The 15,972-nt window shown below is 71.0% G+C and carries 17 protein-coding genes; 7 read left to right on the plus strand and 10 right to left on the minus strand.

The window, feature by feature from the left end; genetic code table 11:
* Positions 1-54 precede the first annotated feature (54 nt).
* The 5 genes from ispG to V1634_RS07850 form a co-directional block, all read right to left on the minus strand.
* Entirely contained in the window at positions 55-1,227 is a 1,173-nt protein-coding gene (gene ispG, locus V1634_RS07830) for a flavodoxin-dependent (E)-4-hydroxy-3-methylbut-2-enyl-diphosphate synthase (protein WP_331207068.1), read from the minus strand.
* A gap of 7 nt (positions 1,228-1,234) precedes the next feature.
* The gene (locus V1634_RS07835; protein ID WP_331207069.1) at positions 1,235-2,476 is read right to left on the minus strand and encodes a M50 family metallopeptidase; all 1,242 of its coding nucleotides are present in this window, start codon (positions 2,474-2,476) and stop codon (positions 1,235-1,237) included.
* A complete protein-coding gene (gene dxr, locus V1634_RS07840; protein ID WP_331207070.1) occupies positions 2,476-3,687 on the minus strand; it encodes a 1-deoxy-D-xylulose-5-phosphate reductoisomerase in 1,212 nt (403 codons plus the stop codon). Before dxr ends, V1634_RS07835 begins: the two co-directional genes overlap by 1 nt.
* A 108-nt stretch (positions 3,688-3,795) precedes the next feature.
* The gene (locus V1634_RS07845) at positions 3,796-4,437 is read right to left on the minus strand and encodes a response regulator (RefSeq protein WP_331207071.1); all 642 of its coding nucleotides are present in this window, start codon (positions 4,435-4,437) and stop codon (positions 3,796-3,798) included.
* Complete coding sequence (locus V1634_RS07850; protein ID WP_331207072.1) at positions 4,434-6,605, minus strand: sensor histidine kinase; 2,172 nt, start codon at positions 6,603-6,605, stop codon at positions 4,434-4,436. Before V1634_RS07850 ends, V1634_RS07845 begins: the two co-directional genes overlap by 4 nt.
* A gap of 293 nt (positions 6,606-6,898) precedes the next feature.
* Between V1634_RS07850 and V1634_RS07855 the strand changes: the two genes are divergently transcribed.
* The gene (locus V1634_RS07855) at positions 6,899-7,657 is read left to right on the plus strand and encodes a S1C family serine protease (protein WP_331207073.1); all 759 of its coding nucleotides are present in this window, start codon (positions 6,899-6,901) and stop codon (positions 7,655-7,657) included.
* Positions 7,658-7,937: 280 nt separating this feature from the next.
* Positions 7,938-8,390 carry a hypothetical protein gene (locus tag V1634_RS07860; protein ID WP_331207074.1) on the plus strand — a complete coding sequence of 151 codons (453 nt, stop codon included), beginning with the start codon at positions 7,938-7,940 and terminating at the stop codon, positions 8,388-8,390.
* Positions 8,391-8,497: 107 nt separating this feature from the next.
* On the opposite strand, the gene V1634_RS07865 is transcribed toward V1634_RS07860, so the two are convergent.
* From V1634_RS07865 to V1634_RS07885, 4 genes are all read right to left on the minus strand, one after another.
* Positions 8,498-8,686, minus strand: coding sequence for a DUF397 domain-containing protein (locus V1634_RS07865; RefSeq protein WP_331207075.1), 189 nt, complete (start codon positions 8,684-8,686; stop codon positions 8,498-8,500).
* Positions 8,677-9,273 (minus strand): helix-turn-helix domain-containing protein, encoded by a 597-nt coding sequence (locus tag V1634_RS07870; RefSeq protein WP_331207076.1) that lies wholly within the window; start codon positions 9,271-9,273, stop codon positions 8,677-8,679. Before V1634_RS07870 ends, V1634_RS07865 begins: the two co-directional genes overlap by 10 nt.
* Positions 9,274-9,960: 687 nt before the next feature.
* The gene (locus V1634_RS07880; RefSeq protein WP_331207077.1) at positions 9,961-10,503 is read right to left on the minus strand and encodes a GNAT family N-acetyltransferase; all 543 of its coding nucleotides are present in this window, start codon (positions 10,501-10,503) and stop codon (positions 9,961-9,963) included.
* Between the two features lie 112 nt (positions 10,504-10,615).
* Positions 10,616-10,882, minus strand: coding sequence for a hypothetical protein (locus V1634_RS07885; protein ID WP_331207078.1), 267 nt, complete (start codon positions 10,880-10,882; stop codon positions 10,616-10,618).
* A 147-nt stretch (positions 10,883-11,029) separates the two neighbouring features.
* Here V1634_RS07885 and V1634_RS07890 point away from each other — a divergent pair, with 147 nt between their 5' ends.
* The 5 genes from V1634_RS07890 (at position 11,030) to V1634_RS07910 (ending at position 15,156) form a co-directional block, all read left to right on the plus strand.
* Entirely contained in the window at positions 11,030-11,644 is a 615-nt protein-coding gene (locus V1634_RS07890) for a TetR/AcrR family transcriptional regulator (protein ID WP_331207079.1), read from the plus strand.
* Position 11,645: 1 nt separating this feature from the next.
* A complete protein-coding gene (locus V1634_RS07895; protein ID WP_331207080.1) occupies positions 11,646-12,395 on the plus strand; it encodes a class I SAM-dependent methyltransferase in 750 nt (249 codons plus the stop codon).
* A 94-nt stretch (positions 12,396-12,489) separates the two neighbouring features.
* Positions 12,490-12,885: a polyketide cyclase gene (locus V1634_RS07900; RefSeq protein ID WP_331207081.1), complete on the plus strand. Its 396-nt coding sequence runs from the start codon at positions 12,490-12,492 to the stop codon at positions 12,883-12,885.
* A gap of 212 nt (positions 12,886-13,097) precedes the next feature.
* A complete protein-coding gene (locus V1634_RS07905; protein WP_331207082.1) occupies positions 13,098-14,240 on the plus strand; it encodes a hypothetical protein in 1,143 nt (380 codons plus the stop codon).
* Positions 14,230-15,156, plus strand: coding sequence for a hypothetical protein (locus tag V1634_RS07910; RefSeq protein WP_331207083.1), 927 nt, complete (start codon positions 14,230-14,232; stop codon positions 15,154-15,156). Before V1634_RS07905 ends, V1634_RS07910 begins: the two co-directional genes overlap by 11 nt.
* Before the next feature lie 139 nt (positions 15,157-15,295).
* Here the strand turns inward: V1634_RS07910 and V1634_RS07915 are convergent, their stop codons facing one another.
* Entirely contained in the window at positions 15,296-15,910 is a 615-nt protein-coding gene (locus V1634_RS07915) for a GIY-YIG nuclease family protein (protein WP_331207084.1), read from the minus strand.
* Positions 15,911-15,972: the final 62 nt, after the last annotated feature.

Here is a 15,972-nt window from a genome sequence, read left to right on the forward strand (position 1 = left end):
GTCACGACGGGCTCATCGACGGTCAGTGCACCGTCACGACGGGCTCATCGACGGTCAGTGCACCGTCACGATGGGCTTGGCGACCAGGTCGCGCAGTTCCTCGGGCAGTTCGGCACCCATCTCGTCGGCGAGCCGGACGGCCTCCTCGATCAGGGTCTCCACGATCTGACCCTCGGGCACCGTCTTGATGACCTGGCCCTTGACGAAGATCTGCCCCTTGCCGTTGCCGGAGGCCACCCCGAGATCCGCTTCCCGCGCCTCACCGGGACCGTTGACCACACAGCCCATCACCGCCACCCGCAACGGCACCGGCAGCCCTTCCAGGCCGGCGGTGACCTCCTCGGCCAGCTTGTAGACGTCGACCTGGGCCCGGCCGCAGGACGGACACGAGACGATCTCCAGGCCGCGCTCGCGCAGCCCCAGCGACTCCAGGATGGCGGCGCCGACCTTGATCTCCTCGACCGGCGGCGCGGAGAGCGAGACCCGGATGGTGTCGCCGATCCCCTCCGCGAGCAGCGCCCCGAAGGCGACCGCCGACTTGACGGTGCCCTGGAACGCCGGACCCGCCTCGGTCACCCCGAGGTGCAGCGGATAGTCGCACCGCTCGGCCAACTGCCGGTACGCCCGGATCATCACCACCGGGTCGTTGTGCTTGACCGAGATCTTGATGTCCTGGAAGCCGTGCTCCTCGAAGAGCGAGCACTCCCAGAGCGCCGACTCGACCAGCGCCTCGGCGGTGGCCTTGCCGTACTTGGCCAGCAGGCGCTTGTCCAGCGAGCCGGCGTTGACCCCGATCCGGATCGGGATCCCGGCCGCCGAGGCCGCCGCCGCGATCTCCTTGACCTTGTCGTCGAACTGCCGGATGTTGCCCGGGTTCACCCGGACCGCCGCGCAGCCGGCGTCGATCGCCGCGAAGACGTACTTCGGCTGGAAGTGGATGTCGGCGATCACCGGGATCTGCGACTTCTTGGCGATCGCCGGCAGCGCCTCCACGTCGTCCTGGGACGGCACCGCCACCCGGACGATCTGGCAGCCGGAGGCGGTCAGCTCGGCGATCTGCTGGAGCGTCGAGTTGACGTCGGCGGTCAGCGTGGTGGTCATCGACTGCACCGAGACCGGTGCGCCGCCGCCGACCAGCACCGAACCGACCTTGATCTGCCGGCTGGCACGCCGGGTCGCCAGCGGTGGCGGCGGTACGGCGGGCATGCCGAGGCTGACGGCGGTCACTCTGTCTTCACCTCTGGATCAGGGTTATCGGATTGACCACGTCGGCGGTGATGGTGAGCAGCGTGAACGCGCCGCCGATCAGGATCAAAGCGTACGTTACGGGCATCAGCTTGAAGTAGTCGACCCGCCCGGGGTCGGGCTTGCCGAGCCGGGCGAAGAGCCAGGACCGGACCCGTTCGAACCAGGCGATGGCGATGTGCCCGCCGTCCATCGGCAGCAGCGGGAGCAGGTTGAAGACGCCGATGAAGAAGTTCAGCGAGATGAAGAGGAGGACGAAGACCTCCCAGAGTCCGTGCTGGACCGCCTCGCCGCCGAGCCGGCTAGCCCCGACCACGCTGATCGGGGTGTCGATGTCCCGCTCCTCACCGGTGATCGACGCCCAGAGGGCCGGGACCTTCTGCGGGATCCGCTGGAGCGCCTTGACGGTGTTGACCGCCATGTCGCCGGTGAAGTCGGCGGTGGCGCCGAAGGCACCGATCGGGCTGTAGGTGATCGTCGGCGGGGTGCCGAGTCCGACACCGAGGGCCGCGACCGGGCCCACCGGGCCGTCCGCCTGGTCCTGCGGCGGGCGCTGCACCTCGGCCAGGTTGACCTGGGCGGTCTGGGTCGCGCCGTCCCGCAGGTAGGTCACCTCGACGGGGCCGGGCTTGGTCGCCCGGATGGCGTCCAGCATCTGGCCCCAGTTGGCCACCGGGATGGTGCCGATGCCGGTGATCACGTCGCCGTCGCGCAGGCTGGCCTGGGCCGCCGGGCTCGCCGGGTCGCCGGGCTGGCAGGCCCGGGCCGCGTTCTCCTGGACCACGCAGGGCGCAAGCTCGATCCGGGCCGGCTCGTTGCGGATCTCGGCGGTGCTGGTCGGGTAGTCGGGGTTGGGCAGTCCCATGAAGATGGCGGCGAACCAGAGGGTGACGATGGCGAGAGTGAAGTGCGCCACCGAGCCGGCGGCCATCACCGCGGTCCGCTTCCAGAGCGGGTACCGCCACATCACCCGGGGCTCGTCCGCCGGGTCGACGTCGTCGTCCTGCGGCGTCATGCCGACGATCTTGCAGAAGCCGCCCAGCGGGATCGCCTTGAGGCCGTACTCGGTCTCACCGCGTCGGAAAGACCAGACGGTGGGGCCGAAGCCGACGAAGTAGCGGGTGACCTTCATCCCGAACCGCTTGGCCACGAGCATGTGCCCGGCCTCGTGCAGGCTCACCGAGATCAGGATCCCCAGGGCGAACGCCACCACCCCGAGCAGATACAGCATCAGGCTCCTTCCACCGCTTCCGCGATGATCTCCTGGGCGTGCGCCCGCGCCCAGGACTCGGCGGCGAGCACCTCCTCGACGTTACCCGGTTCGGCAAAATCCGGGGCCGCCTCCAACACCCGCTCCAGCGTGTCGACGATGCCGAGGAACGGTAACCGGCCGGCGAGGAAGGCGGCGACGCACTCCTCGTTCGCCGCGTTGTAGATCGCCGGGCGGCAGCGGCCGGCCGCACCGGCCTGCTTCGCCAGGCGTACCGCCGGGAACGCCGCCTCGTCCAGCGGCTCGAAGAGCCAGCTCTGCGCCGCCGTCCAGTCGACCGCCGGGGCGGCCCCGGCGACCCGGTCCGGCCAGCCGAGGGCGAGCGCGATCGGCAGCCGCATGTCCGGCGGGCTGGCCTGGGCCAGCGTCGAGCCGTCGACGAACTCGACCATCGAGTGGATGATCGACTGGGGGTGCACCACCACGTCGATCCGGTCGTACGGCACGCCGAACAGCTCGTGGGTCTCGATAACCTCCAGCGCCTTGTTCACCAGGTTGGCGCAGTTGATCGTGACGACCGGTCCCATGTTCCAGGTGGGGTGCGCGAGCGCCTGCTCGGGGGTGACGGCGGTCAGCTCGTCCCGTGCCCGGCCCCGGAACGGGCCGCCGCTGGCGGTGAGGATCAGCCGGCGCACCTCGGCCCGGCCGCCGCCGCGCAGGCACTGGGCCAGCGCCGAGTGCTCGGAGTCGACCGGCACGATCTGGTCCGGTCGCTGGAGGGCGGCGCGGACCACCGGCCCCCCGGCCACCAGCGACTCCTTGTTGGCCAGCGCGAGGGTGCGCCCGGCGCGCAGCGCCGCCAGGGTGGGCGCCAGCCCCAGCGAGCCGACGACGCCGTTGAGCACGATGTCACACGGCCACTCGGCCAGCTCGGTCATCGCGGCCGGACCGGCGACGATCTTGGGAAGCTTGAAGTCGCCGCTGGCCCAGCCGCGCTTGCCGGCCTCGGCGTAGAAGGCGAGTTGCAGGTCCTGCGCGGCGGAGGCCTTGGCGACCCCGACCGCCTCCACCCCGAGTTCCAGCGCCTGGGCGGCGAGCTGGGCGACGTTGCCGCCACCGGCGCCGAGCGCGACCACCCGGAAGCGGTCCGGGTTGCGCCGGACAATGTCGATCGCCTGGGTACCGATCGAGCCGGTCGAACCGAGCAGGACGATCTCGCGGGGAGAACTCACCCCGCCATTCTCCCTGACCGGCTCCGAGCCTCCGCCGGGAGCCTCGACCCTTCACCCCCGAGGTGCCGCCGCCGGCTTCGTCGGACGACGGGGCCGATCACGTTCGGGTCAGAGCTCGTCGGTGGTGATCAGGCCGTCCTGTAGTGCCCGGGCGACGAGGGCGGCCTTCGTCGGTGCCTCGCGGCCGAGGTTGGCGTACTTGATGCGTACCCGTTCGAGGCAGGAGTTGACCCGATGGACGGTGAGGTTGAGGCGGCGGGCGACCATCTCCTTCGACTCGGAGTGGAACCACTCGATCAGCACCTGCTGCTCGCGGGGAGAGAGCCGTGGGCGGTGGGGACGCTCGTCGGTGCCGAAGGCACCGGCAAGGGCGGGTGGGGTGTACGGGGTCCCGGCCGCGGCGGCCGTGATGGCGGCCACCAGGTGCTCATCGCCCTCGGCCTTGGTGAGATAGGTGAAGGCGCCGATGTCGAGGGCGGCGAGGACGCTGTCGCGGTCGCTCCGCATGCTGTAGACGACGACCTGGCGACCCGCGTCGACGAGTCTCTTGAGGTCACCATATGCGGGGCCGGTGATGTCGAGCTGGAGGTCCAGGACGACGACGTCGGCCCTGTCACCCGGGTCGAGCCAGGCGACGGAGACGGTCGGACCGGCGGCGACGACGTCGATGGGCGGTTCAGCCAGGGCACACCAGGCGCGCACCCCGGCGATGACGACGGGGTGGTCGTCGACGACTACCGCAGTGATCATCGTTCTCCCTGCCAGGCGGCCTGAATCCACAGGCGATCTCCGACGACCGTGATGGACTGCCGGACCCCGCCGCCGTCGAGCATCGGTGGCGGGGGCGGGCAGGTGGCGACGACGCTGACGGTCACCGACTCGCGGGTGCTGGCGACCGTGAGCCGGGCCTTGCCGCGAGCGGTGGCGAGGGCGGCTATGGCCGGCTCGATGAGTCGCTGGCAGACCAGTGGTGGCAGTTCGGGGCGGTCGCCGCACTCCGCGAAGGAGACCGCGACGCCGTTGCGCTCGGCCAGCTCGATGCAGGCCCGTAGCTCGTGCGCCAACGAGTCGGCGGCGGTGTCCTCGGCGGCGATCAGCCGGCGCATCCGGGCGGCCTCGGCCGCGCACATCCTGCGCACGGACTCGTCGCCCGGATCCAGCTCGCCGGAGGCCAGGCCCGCCAGCAGGGGTACGGTGCCGGCCCCCAGCCCGGAGAGCCTGCTGGTCCGGTCCGCGTGCAGGTGCCGGGCCACCGCCTCCGAGGTCCGCACCCGTTCGGCGGCCCGCAGCGCCTGGGCGGACGAGGTCGCCATCCCCCGCAGAACGGCGGCGATCATCGCGATCGCGAGCTGGAAGGCGAGCACGGCCCAGGTCGCGCTGACCGCGCCGGCGACACTCAGGGCAGCCTGGCCGGCGACGGCGGCCTGCCCGAACGTCATGAGGTAATGGGCGGCGAGCACAGCGACGAAGGCGGGAATCCGGGTGTCCATCATGAGCAGTACGACCTGCCAGCCCGCGTCCCCCTCCGACCAGTGCGCGGCGCCGAGCAGGTACTCCGGCCGCACCGACGCGGTCGCCAGGGCGGAGAGCGCGAAGACCAACACGAGCAGTGGCGGGCGCCACCGGGCGAGCGGGCGGTCGCGCCAGGTGGCGACTGCCACGGCCAGGGTCACCGCGACCAGGCCGGCCCAGGTGACGATCTGGGGCCAGAGCACGGCGTACGCCTCGCGGCTGGACAGCAGTCGCGGCAGATCGAGAAACAGGAGGATCGCCAGGCTCATGACGACGACGGCCCAGCGCAGCCCGCGCTGGAACGAGGTGGCGATGATCTCCTGGTCGTTGCCGCTGACCTCGGGGACGGTACGGGGACAGCTGAGGGTGACGGTGGTGCCGTGCCCGGTACGGCTCTGGATGCGCGCCGCACCGCCGATCCTGATCATCCGTTCCACCAGCGATCGGGTCAGCCCGTACCGCTGGCTACCGACGCGGGTCGGGTCGAAGCCGAGGCCGCTGTCGATGATCTGCACGGTGACCTGCTCGGTGTCGTACTCCACCCGGATCTCGGCCCGGTCAGTTCCCGCGTGCCTGACGACGTTGGTCAACGCCTCGCGCACGCCGCGGCTGAGCGCGACGGCGTCCGCGGCCGGCAGTGGCAGGGAATCGGGAGTCTGCCAGGCGATGTGCGCCAGAGCGTTGTCGGCGACCTCGTGCAGCATCGGGACCAGGTCTGCCTCGCCGTGGAGCACATCCTCGGAGCGCTGTAGTTCCCGCAGGTCGCGGCGTGCCTGCTCGACGAGCCACGGCTCGGTCCGGTCGACCACACCGCTGCCCACCATCAACAGCGTGGCGGCCGCGGTGTCGTGCAGTGCCGCGAGGTACTCCCGCTCGTCGCGCCGCCGCGCCGCCGCGATCGCGGCGGCGTGCCGCAGCTCCGCGGCACGTGCGATCGTCCGGTCCGCGGCGCGGGCACCACGCCGGACGAATCGGTAGAGCCCCCACGAGAGCGCTGCCTCCGCGGCCGTCCATGGCCCGATCGACGCGTCGACCAGCCAGCCGCCCGGATCGGCCATCGTCGCGCCGACGTAGTAGGCGGTCACGATCGTGAGCGTGCCCCCGGCGAGCAGCCGCCAGTCGACCTGCCAGGGGTAGGTGACGACGACCAGGTTCACGGCGACGAAGAGCCATGTCGCACCTCCGCGCGGGTCGGAGGTGACGGTCCAGGACTGCGTCAGGCAGGCTCCGCAGACCGCCGCGACGTCGGCGAGCGGCAGCCAGCGCCGGACCGACCGAGAGCCCCGCAGCATGGCGGCGGCGTAGCAGAGGCTCCAGCCGTTGAAGGCGACCACCACCGCCACGGCAACCGCCCGCTCAGGCACCGGAGCGAGCGCGAGGTAGGCCGCACCGGACAGACCGGTCACGACGATGCGAAGACCGAGTGCGTAGCTGAGCCCCTGACGAAGAAGCCTCTGTTCGACCGCGCCCGGCACAGGGCTCACGGTAGCGCCGCGATGCCACGTTTCGGGTACCGGTGGGGGTCGAACAACCACCACCACCCACCCACCACGATCGATACGCTGCATGACGCAGGCAAAGCGGTGTGTAACCAAATGGGGGTGCCATGGTGGGAGGAGTGCCGTACCCGGCCGCCCCGGTTCCGCCCCGGCCGTCGGAGCGGTTCCGTTGGGCGAGCGGGCTGCGCTGGGCCGGCGCGGTGGGAGCGACCGCCCTCCTGATCGCGCTCACGGCAACTGTCGTCGTGCAGGCGGGACAGATCGACCAGTTGCGGAGCGACGTGGCCAGGGCGCAACGCGACGCGGGGGATGCGGCGGACGGGACCGACCAGCGACTGGACAGTTTGGACGGGCGGCTCGCCGCGATCGAGAAGCAGAACCAGAAGGCCTTCGACCCGCAGGGAGTCGCGGCCGCCGTGTTGCCCAGCGTCTTCCAGGTGATCGCGGACGATTTCACCGGCAGCGCGTTCGCCGTCGGGAAGGCCAGCGCGACCGGCCGCACCAACGTGTTGACCGCCTTCCACGTGATCGAAGCGGTCTGGTCGCGGAACGGCAAATCGGTGAGGCTCGAGCGGGACGGCAAGCGGTACACCGCCCTGATCGCTGACGTCGATCAGTCCCGGGACATCGCCCTGCTGAGGGTCGACACCGTGTTCACCGGCCTGCCCGCTGCCGGCGAGGATCCGGATCCCGGCGAGAACGTCCTGGTCGTCGGTGCGCCGCTCGGCCTCAGCCACACCGTCACGACCGGCGTGGTCAGCGCGGTTCGTGACCGCACCGACGGACCCGGGTCGATGATCCAGTTCGATGCGCCCGTCAACCCCGGCAACTCCGGGGGCCCCGTCGTCAACACGCTCAGGGAGGTCGTGGGGATCGCGGACGCGAAGGCCCGGGACGCGGAGGGCATCGGGCTCGCCATTCCGATCCAGACCGCCTGCGCAACCTTCCACGTCTGCTGATCAAACTGCGGAGGATCCCATGTCTTACCCGTCGTACGGGCCGGAGGACACCCAGTACCGCCCTCCAGCCGCGCCCCACCAGCCCTACCCGGTCACCGCCTACCCGCAGGCGCCCACGGCCCCACTCCCACCCCCGGCCCCGGCCGCGTCGTCGGCACCGCCCGCGTCGGCACCGCCGACCTCCGCGCCGCCCACGTCCGGCCCGCCCACGTCCGCACCGCCGACGCAGGCCTTTCCCGCCCAGCAGCCGTATGCCCCGGCTCTGCCGTACGCCCCCGGCATGGCAGCCGCGGAGACCCAGGCGCCGGCCAACGCGCCGGGGCCGCCACCCGCGCTCGGCGGGCGTACCACCCTGCTTCTGGCGATCCTGTCGGTCCTGCTCCTCGCCCTCGGCGGTGTCGGTTTCGGCCTGTACCTCAACGAGCGCGGCGAACTGCGCGAGACCCGATCCGACCTCAACAACCAGCTACAGGAGCAGCGCGACACCGTGACGCAGCGGGACAAGAAGATCGCCGAGACCGAGCAGAAGGTCAGCGATCTCAGCACGGAACTGAACACCACCAAGGAGAACCTGTCCGACGTCACCAAGGAACGCGACGTCCTGCTGCCGTGCATGCGGCGGGCACAGGACATGTTCGACGCTGCCCGGGACAGAAACGAAAGCAGGCTCAGCTCGGCACTGCGCCAGGCCGACACCGCGTGCAGCAAGGCCCAGGCCGGCGTCGACTCCTGAGATCCGCGCGCCGTAGAACCCGGCTGGTCCAGCGGACATACCTGTAGCGGTGGTGATGCCGCCGAGTCACCGAGCTGACTCGGCGGCATCACGCCGTGATCACCCGGTCAGCGGGCCCGGAGGGTACGCACGAAGGAGCGCCAGGCCGGCGGCGAGAAGGCCAGCACCGGACCGGCCGGGTCCTTGCTGTCCCGCACCCCGACCACGCCCGGCAGGTTCCCCGCCACCTCCACGCACTCGCCGCCGTGGCCGTTGCTGCGGCTGCTCTTGCGCCAGGGGGCACCGTTCAGTTCCATGACTCCGCCACTTCCCGGATCATCTCGATCGACTGCTGGTGGGACAGTGCCTCGGCCCGGACCGAGTCCCAGAACTGCTGGACGGTCTTGACGTCCTCGACCCGCTCGACGAACCGTCCGTCGAGCGGGTCGCGCATCACCTCGGCGCCGCCGACCGGTTGGTGCAGCACCCGTTCGTCCATCACGGCGGTGAACATCGGCGGGTCCGGCCGGGTCAGGATCTCCTGCCGGGCCAGCCTCGTCGCCACCTGCTCCTCCACCTGTTCGGCGGTGAGCAGCCCGCCGCTGGCCAGCAGCGCCCGGGCGTACGCCTCGGTCCGCAACAGACCCGGCACCACCGACAGTTGGAAGCAGCGGATGTCGGTGGCCTCCTGCTCGGCGATCACGAAGTGCCGGAACCACGGCATCACCGGCCCCGGGCCGAGCACCGCCTGGAGGCGTTCCAGCAGGCCACCGGTGCCGAGTACGCCGTCGCAGCGCTTGGCGAACTCACGGGTCGGGCGGCGCTGACACAGCTCGATCTTCGCCACCAGCGCCGAGGAGAAGTTGATCCGGTGTGCCAGGCCGTCCTGGGAGAGCCCGGCCACGCCGATGTGGTCACCGTTCCGATGCCAACCCCAACCCGTCCGGTACGCCCCGGTGCACCGGCGGAACTGGCGCCGCCTCTGGTGGCGGCACTGCCGTTGTGGTGACCGGTGGCCGTGCCCGGACCGGTTCAACCCGCCACCGCCGGTCCCGCCGTACCCGTCGGGGCCTCGAACGCACCCGTCGGAGCCTCGGACGTACCCCTCTGGGCCTCGGATCGGCGCGGACCTGCCGCCCTCGCGTCCCCGCGAGCGCCCGACGAACCGGGGACCGATCGCGAAGTCCGATCGGGTCCGGAACGTCACCGACGTCGGAGCCTCACCAGGCCGGCGTCGGCCAGGCGTCGGCCCAGCCAGAGCAGTTCCCGGAATGAACCCGGCGACCAGCCCGCCGTCACCCCGGCCGCATCTGCCGCCACGTCCACTGTGGATATGCCGGATCTGCGGCCGACCATGGCCGTGTGCGGTGGCACGGCTGACGCTGCTGGCGGACTACCGCGACGACCGGGTCGGGCTGCATGTGTACCTCGGTGCGGCGCTCTTTGCCGCCACCGCCGACCTGTACCGGCTCAACCCGCACCCCGGCCCCGATCCGGCAGCCCTGTTCGCCCGGTGCCTCGGCTGGACCGGCCACGCCGAACCTGACTCCGACCGCTCCCCCGCAGACCCGGAGCCCTCAGCCGGAACCGGTCACGGCCGGCTGATCCGGAAGGTCTCCAACTCCTCGCCGCCGTACCAGTCGGTGCGCCGGCCGATCGGGGTCAGGCCGATCCGCCGGGCGACCGCCATCGACGCCTCGTTGCCCGGGGAGACCACGGCGTAGATCTCCGGAACGCCAGCGGCGAAACCCCGCTCGACCGCGCCCCGGCCCGCCTCGGTGGCGTAGCCGTGCCCCCACGAGTCGGGGTGCAGGTGCCAGCCGACCTCGATGTCGTCGGTCAGCTTCGTCTCGTCGCGTCCGGGCAGCGGCTTCAACATCACCGTGCCGACCACCAGGCCGTCGTCCCGGCGCTGCATCGCCCAGATGCCGTACCCAGCGTCGAACTCGGCGTTGCGGGCGTGCCACCGGCGTACCGTCTCGGCGGCGTCGGCCGGCTCGCGGAGCGGGAGAGTGGGCGCGCCGAGGAACCGCACCACTGCCGGCCGGGAGTACGTGTCGAAGACCCGGGCCAGGTCGTCCGGCTCCAGGGTCCAGTCCCGGACCACCAGCCGCTCGGTCTCGTAGATCGTCACGTGCCCGGATGCTAGTTACCCGCTACCGGGTCGGCCAGCCATTTGCGGCCCCTAGCACGGGCTGAGCGTCACTCCGGTTGTTCCCGCCTGTAGTCACCGCCGGACGCACCGGTCATGCGCTCGGATCCGGCGAAGAAGAACCTCGTCGTTGCCGGACCATGAGCAGGATGCCCTGATGAACCGACACGCCGAGACCGGTGTTCGCTATGGCGAGCCCGGACGCGCCGAGCAGGCCCGGCCCGACGCTCAGCACGTCGCTTGCGACCAAGAGGACCGGCCATCCCAGACCGGCGGCGATCAGTGACAACCGCCACCAGCGCCCGAACAGGAGGCCGAACAGGATCAGTAGCGGGATCACGGCGGCGACCTCCTGTTTCACTGTTTCCAACCGGCGCTCACAGCACGTCAGCACACGTCGGCACGGGCAGCGGCGGATGTGCGCACCCGATCAGGAGTGGCACGGGGATGGCCGGTACGTCACGCACGCGTCTTGTTTGTAAGTGGTTACTAGTGTAAGGCTGCGGGCATGGGTACGCAGCGCAGCACGGCACCGCGGCGACGTGCGGACGCGGTCGACATCGGCATGCGGGTCTTCGCCGACCACGGACTGACCACGGCGTCGGTACAGAAGGTGGCCGACCAGATGGGTGTGTCACAGCCGTACGTCTTCCGACTGTTCGGCAGCAAGCGCGACTTCTTCCTGGCCTGTGTGGATGGGATGGAGGTCCGTATCCGGCAGGTGCTCCAAGAGGCGGCGACCCAGAATCGGGACGATCCGCTGCCCGCGATGCGCGCCGGCTTCCGGACGCTGATCGCCGACGGCGTCGTCACCGGAATGTGGTTGCAGGCCTGTGCGGCGGCCCGCTCCGACGAGGCGGTCGCAGCGCGCTGCCGGGCTGTGGTCGGCGGGGTTCTGGACGAGGTCGAGCAGCTGTCCACGGCGGGACCGCAGGAGTTGCGGGGCACGCTCGCGCTCGGCGCGTTGGTGGTGATGCTGCAGGCGTTGGGAATGGACCTGAGCGAGGGCAGCCAGGCCGCGATCGACTCCCTGCGGGGCGCGGAGGCGACGTTGTTGGCGGCCGGATCCCGGCACCGGGCCCGGGCGGTGGCAGCGCACATCGACCCTGACCGAGAGGAGTGAGATGGTGGACGTCTTCGGGTCGGTAGCCGACCAGTACGAGACCGCCCGGCCGGGCTACCCGCCCGAGATCGCCGACGAGATCGTCACCTACCACGGCAGCACGCCAGCGTCCGTGGTCGAGATCGGCGCCGGCACCGGCAAGGGAACCGAAGTGCTCGCCCGGATCGGCGCACCCTTGACCTGCGTCGAGCCCGATCCGCGGATGGCGGCGTTGCTGGCCACGCGCTTTCCCGACGTTCGCATCGAGGCCAGCACCTTCGAAAGGTGGCTGCCTCCCGCCGGCGGGGCCGGCGTACTGGCCTGCGCCATGGCGTGGCACTGGCTGAACCCGGCCACCCGCAACACGTACGCTCGGCGGGCACTCGCGCCCGGCGGCACACTGGCGATCTTTGGGCATCGCTACGACTACGCCGACCCCGCCCAACGGGCGGCGATCCGATCCGCGCTGCACTCCATCGACCCCACCGCGTCGGAGCGACCCGCGGACTGGTTCCACCAGGACGTCGTCGACCACGGGCAGTTCGTCGACGTCCGCAAGGAGGTCTTCCGGCGGGACCTGCCACTCGACAAGGACCGTTATCTCGGCCTGGTGCGTACCTTCGGGCCGTACCTGTCCCGCGCACCGGAGCAGCAACAGCGCGCCCTGACCGCCCTCGGCCGGCTGGTCGAGGACTTCGGCGGCACCGTCGTACTCGACCTGCGCACCACGCTGGTGCTGGGCCAGGCCGGAGGGCGGAGACATGCTCGGTGACCGGTGGGGCGTAACCGAGAGCGACGTCCTGCGTGCCTATCCGTGCGACGACTTCGTCCTCTCACCCACACTGCGGGCATGGCGAGGGGTACGAGTGAACGCGCCTGCCACAGTGGTATGGCCGTGGATCGCCCAGGTGCGGCTGGCGCCCTACTCCTATGACTGGCTCGACAATCTCGGCCGCCGCTCACCTCGGCAACTGGTCGGCCTGCCCGAACCCCGAGTGGGAGAGGCGTTCACCACCGCCGGTGGACGGAAGTGGGGCAGAATCGTCTCGGTCGAGCCCGGGAAGCAACTGACGGGGAAGATCATGAATGCCTTCATGTCCTACGTCCTGGCACCCGACGAGGACGACACCACACGCCTGCTGCTCAAGGTCGTGATGCGGACAAACCCTGTGGTCGCTCTCGGGTTGTCCGTCGGAGACCTCGTCATGGCCCGACGGCAGCTACTCACCCTCAAGCAGCTCGCCGAACGCGGTGCGGAGTGAGGATCAGAGATCCGTTCATCGGCTTGGGTGGACGACCGCGCGCGCCTCAGCTGGCCATCCGGGTGGCGCTCGGGTCACGGCACGAACGTGCACCGGCAGCCGCCGCTCGACGGCCTCACTCGACCAGTCGGGCCGCCGGGTCACCGGGTCACCGTTGAGCGGGAGGGCGCTCCCATCGCCGGGGGAAGGGGCCTGGCGCGCGCGGATCTACCGTGAGCGAGGTGCAGAGAGATGAACGGCTCGACGGTGCCGGGCCGCCGCTGGCGGTGACCGCCGAAACACGAGGATCGCGTTCAGCCGAGGTGTCGCGGGTCGCCCACGTCCCGGACACGACGACGGAGAGTTCCTGGTCGCGGGTGGGGCGCGTGGCCGCGTACGGCGCGGTGTTCGCGATGACGCCGTACTTCGTCATGAAGATCTTCTGGACGATCGACGGGCTGCGTGGCGGAGGACTGCACGAAGGTGCGTGGAGCCACTTGGATTGGGCGGTCGTCAACGGGTTGACGGTGGCGATGTCGGGGCTGGCCATGCTGCTCGGCCTCGCGCTGGCGCAGCGATGGGGCGTACGCGTGCCAGCCTGGCTGATGCTGCTGCCTGGCTGGATCGGGATGGGTCTCCTGGTGCCGATGATCCCGCTCATCCCGATTCTCGCGCTGGTGAACATGGGCACCGGCGACCCGGCTGCGGAAGCGCCGATGGCCGCCTGGGAAGTCGGTCTGCTGTCGGTGTCGTTCGCCGGGTTCGCGCTCGGCGTGGCGATCGCCGCTCCGGTCTACGCCGCACGGCGGTGGCCGGCGGCGTTCTCGCGCAGGGGTGGCGCTGAGCGGCCGGGCGTGCGGGTCACCGTGGCCCGCTTGGCGGCGGGGCTCTGCGTTGCTCTCGGCCTGCCGCAACTGTGCTGGGCGTTGGGCGGGACGCTCGGCCTGAATGAGGCGACGCTTGACAGCCGCGACGGGCAGTGGCACCTGCTCACCGCGAACAGCGGAGTGTGGGCGTTGGGCGCCGCGTGGGGCGCATGGACGTTGACCCGGCACACCGGCCGGGCGCCCCTACTGCTGTCGTGGCTGGCTTCCGGTTTCCTATTCGCGTGGGGGTCGTGGAAAGCGGTCTTCTCCTTTGCGGTGACGCCGGAGTTCCCGCCGCCGGAACCGCCGTGGGTGCTGGCGCTGCAGAACCACTTCGGCGCGGTTGCCGGGCTGCTGATCCTCGTCGTGGTTCTTCTCACGGTGGCCGACAAGGCCGGGCGGAGCCCTGCGGTCGACGGGCCGACGCCGGATGCCGGGACCACGGGGCGGGCCGGCAGCGGCACCTGCGGAAGCACACGTTTGCCGTACATTCCCGGTCATGACCGGTGATGTGCGCGCGTTGCTGGAGCAGTTGCGGGCGGCCAGCCAGGACGAGCGCACCGACGTGCTGTGGAGGTTCGATCGGAACGATCCCGCGACAGGGAAAGCGCTGGCCGAGATACGCCGGCACGGCCCGGGCAGGCTCCGCGCCGACGCGCTCCAAGCCCTCGCCCGCGTGGCCGGCGAACCCGGCCTCGACCCGGCTGACGTAGCCCTCGTCGAGCGACTGGTCCGCGTCCGCCTGCACCAGGACGACCCGAGACTGCTCTCCGGTTGCTGGCTGCGGTGGTGGTCCGTCCGCAGCGACGACCAGGCCGCCGTGATGGCGTCGATCGGCCTGCACGACGCTCGCCCGGTGACCTTCGAACTCGCCAGCACCGTCCTGGAAACGATCGAGCACTGCCGTGAAGGGCAACCACTGGTCTACGTCAGTCCGGCGAGCGACGGATGGACGACGATCACCGGGCCTTGGTGCGACGTCTTCTACGAACTGCCGGACCACCCCGGCCGCCCGGCCGAGGCCCGCGCCACGGTCGAGCGGTTGAGTGCCGAGTTCGGCGAGGCCCACGCGTTCTACCACGGCGAACGGGACGGCGGGTCAACGTGGCTGGTCGCCCGGGACGGCGCGACCGTGCGCACCTTCGACCTCAATGACGCCGAGGGTTGCACCGGCGAGCCGCTGGCGTTCGAGCAAGAGTGGATGGACGCCAACGGGCTGCCCGGCCGGCCCGAGGACCATTTCGACGACAGCGACCTGCCGGACCCGTTCTACGACTTCTTCCCGGCGCCCACCATCGCCGCCGAGATCGGCGACACCCCTCGGTGGTCCGTACCGGCCGATCACCGGCTCGGCCTGCCGGTGATCGCCACACTGCCCGGGTTCAACGGCAGCGCACCGTTCCCGCCGGCCACGTACGCGATCTGACCACCCGACACGGAGAACGGTAGGCCGTGCGCGGGCCCCAGCGCTTACGCGGACCAGCGGCTCCGGCATGACCTGGGCTACCCCGGCTTCCCGCCGAGACTGGGGCGCACTCCATTCGACACGGGCACCGTATCGGTACCTAATCGCGCCGGACAATCGGCGCCGGCGACGGCGCCGGATCGGGCTCGGCCGGGCGGCTGCTGGTGTTGTAGGCGTTCTTCGCGGCGACCACGGCCGCCTGGACGTGTTCGGGGTCGACACCATGCACGTTGAGTGGTGGGTGCAGGCGCCGGACGAGTTCGGCCTCGATGGTCGCCGGCTCCGCGTCCTCGGCCCAGGTGAGACGCAGGTGCGCGTACATCCACGCGGTCAGCCGGGCCTCGTCCTCGGGGACCAGGACAACGCGGTCGGTCCAGGTCGTCCGGTAGCCCTCGGACACGAGGAGCCCGGCCAGGGTGCGACGCAGCGTCGAACTGCCCGAGCGCCGGAGATGGTTGCGCAGGATCCGGCCCCGCAGGCTGGTCGCCCGGCCGAGGTAGAGCAGCCGTAGCGACGGGACCTTCCCGTTCGGCGGTCCGGGGAGGTCGGGAAGGGTCGAAGGAGCGGCCCACCAGGCGTAGACACCGCTGCCGCGGCTGAGTGCCTTGACGGCGACGTCGAGTCCGACCGGCGTGCCGGAAAGCAGGCGCAGGGCCTCTGCGGCGCGGGCCTCGTCGGTGCGGACGTCGTTGGGTCGCATTCCGGGAGTGCTCATCGGGACGATGCTAGGCGTCCGGTCCTGTCGGTGCCGCTGGGACCGCGGTGTGGCCGCCTTAT

Origin of the sequence: Plantactinospora veratri (assembly GCF_036421995.1) — a bacterium.
Taxonomy (GTDB): Bacteria; Actinomycetota; Actinomycetes; order Mycobacteriales; family Micromonosporaceae; genus Plantactinospora; species Plantactinospora veratri.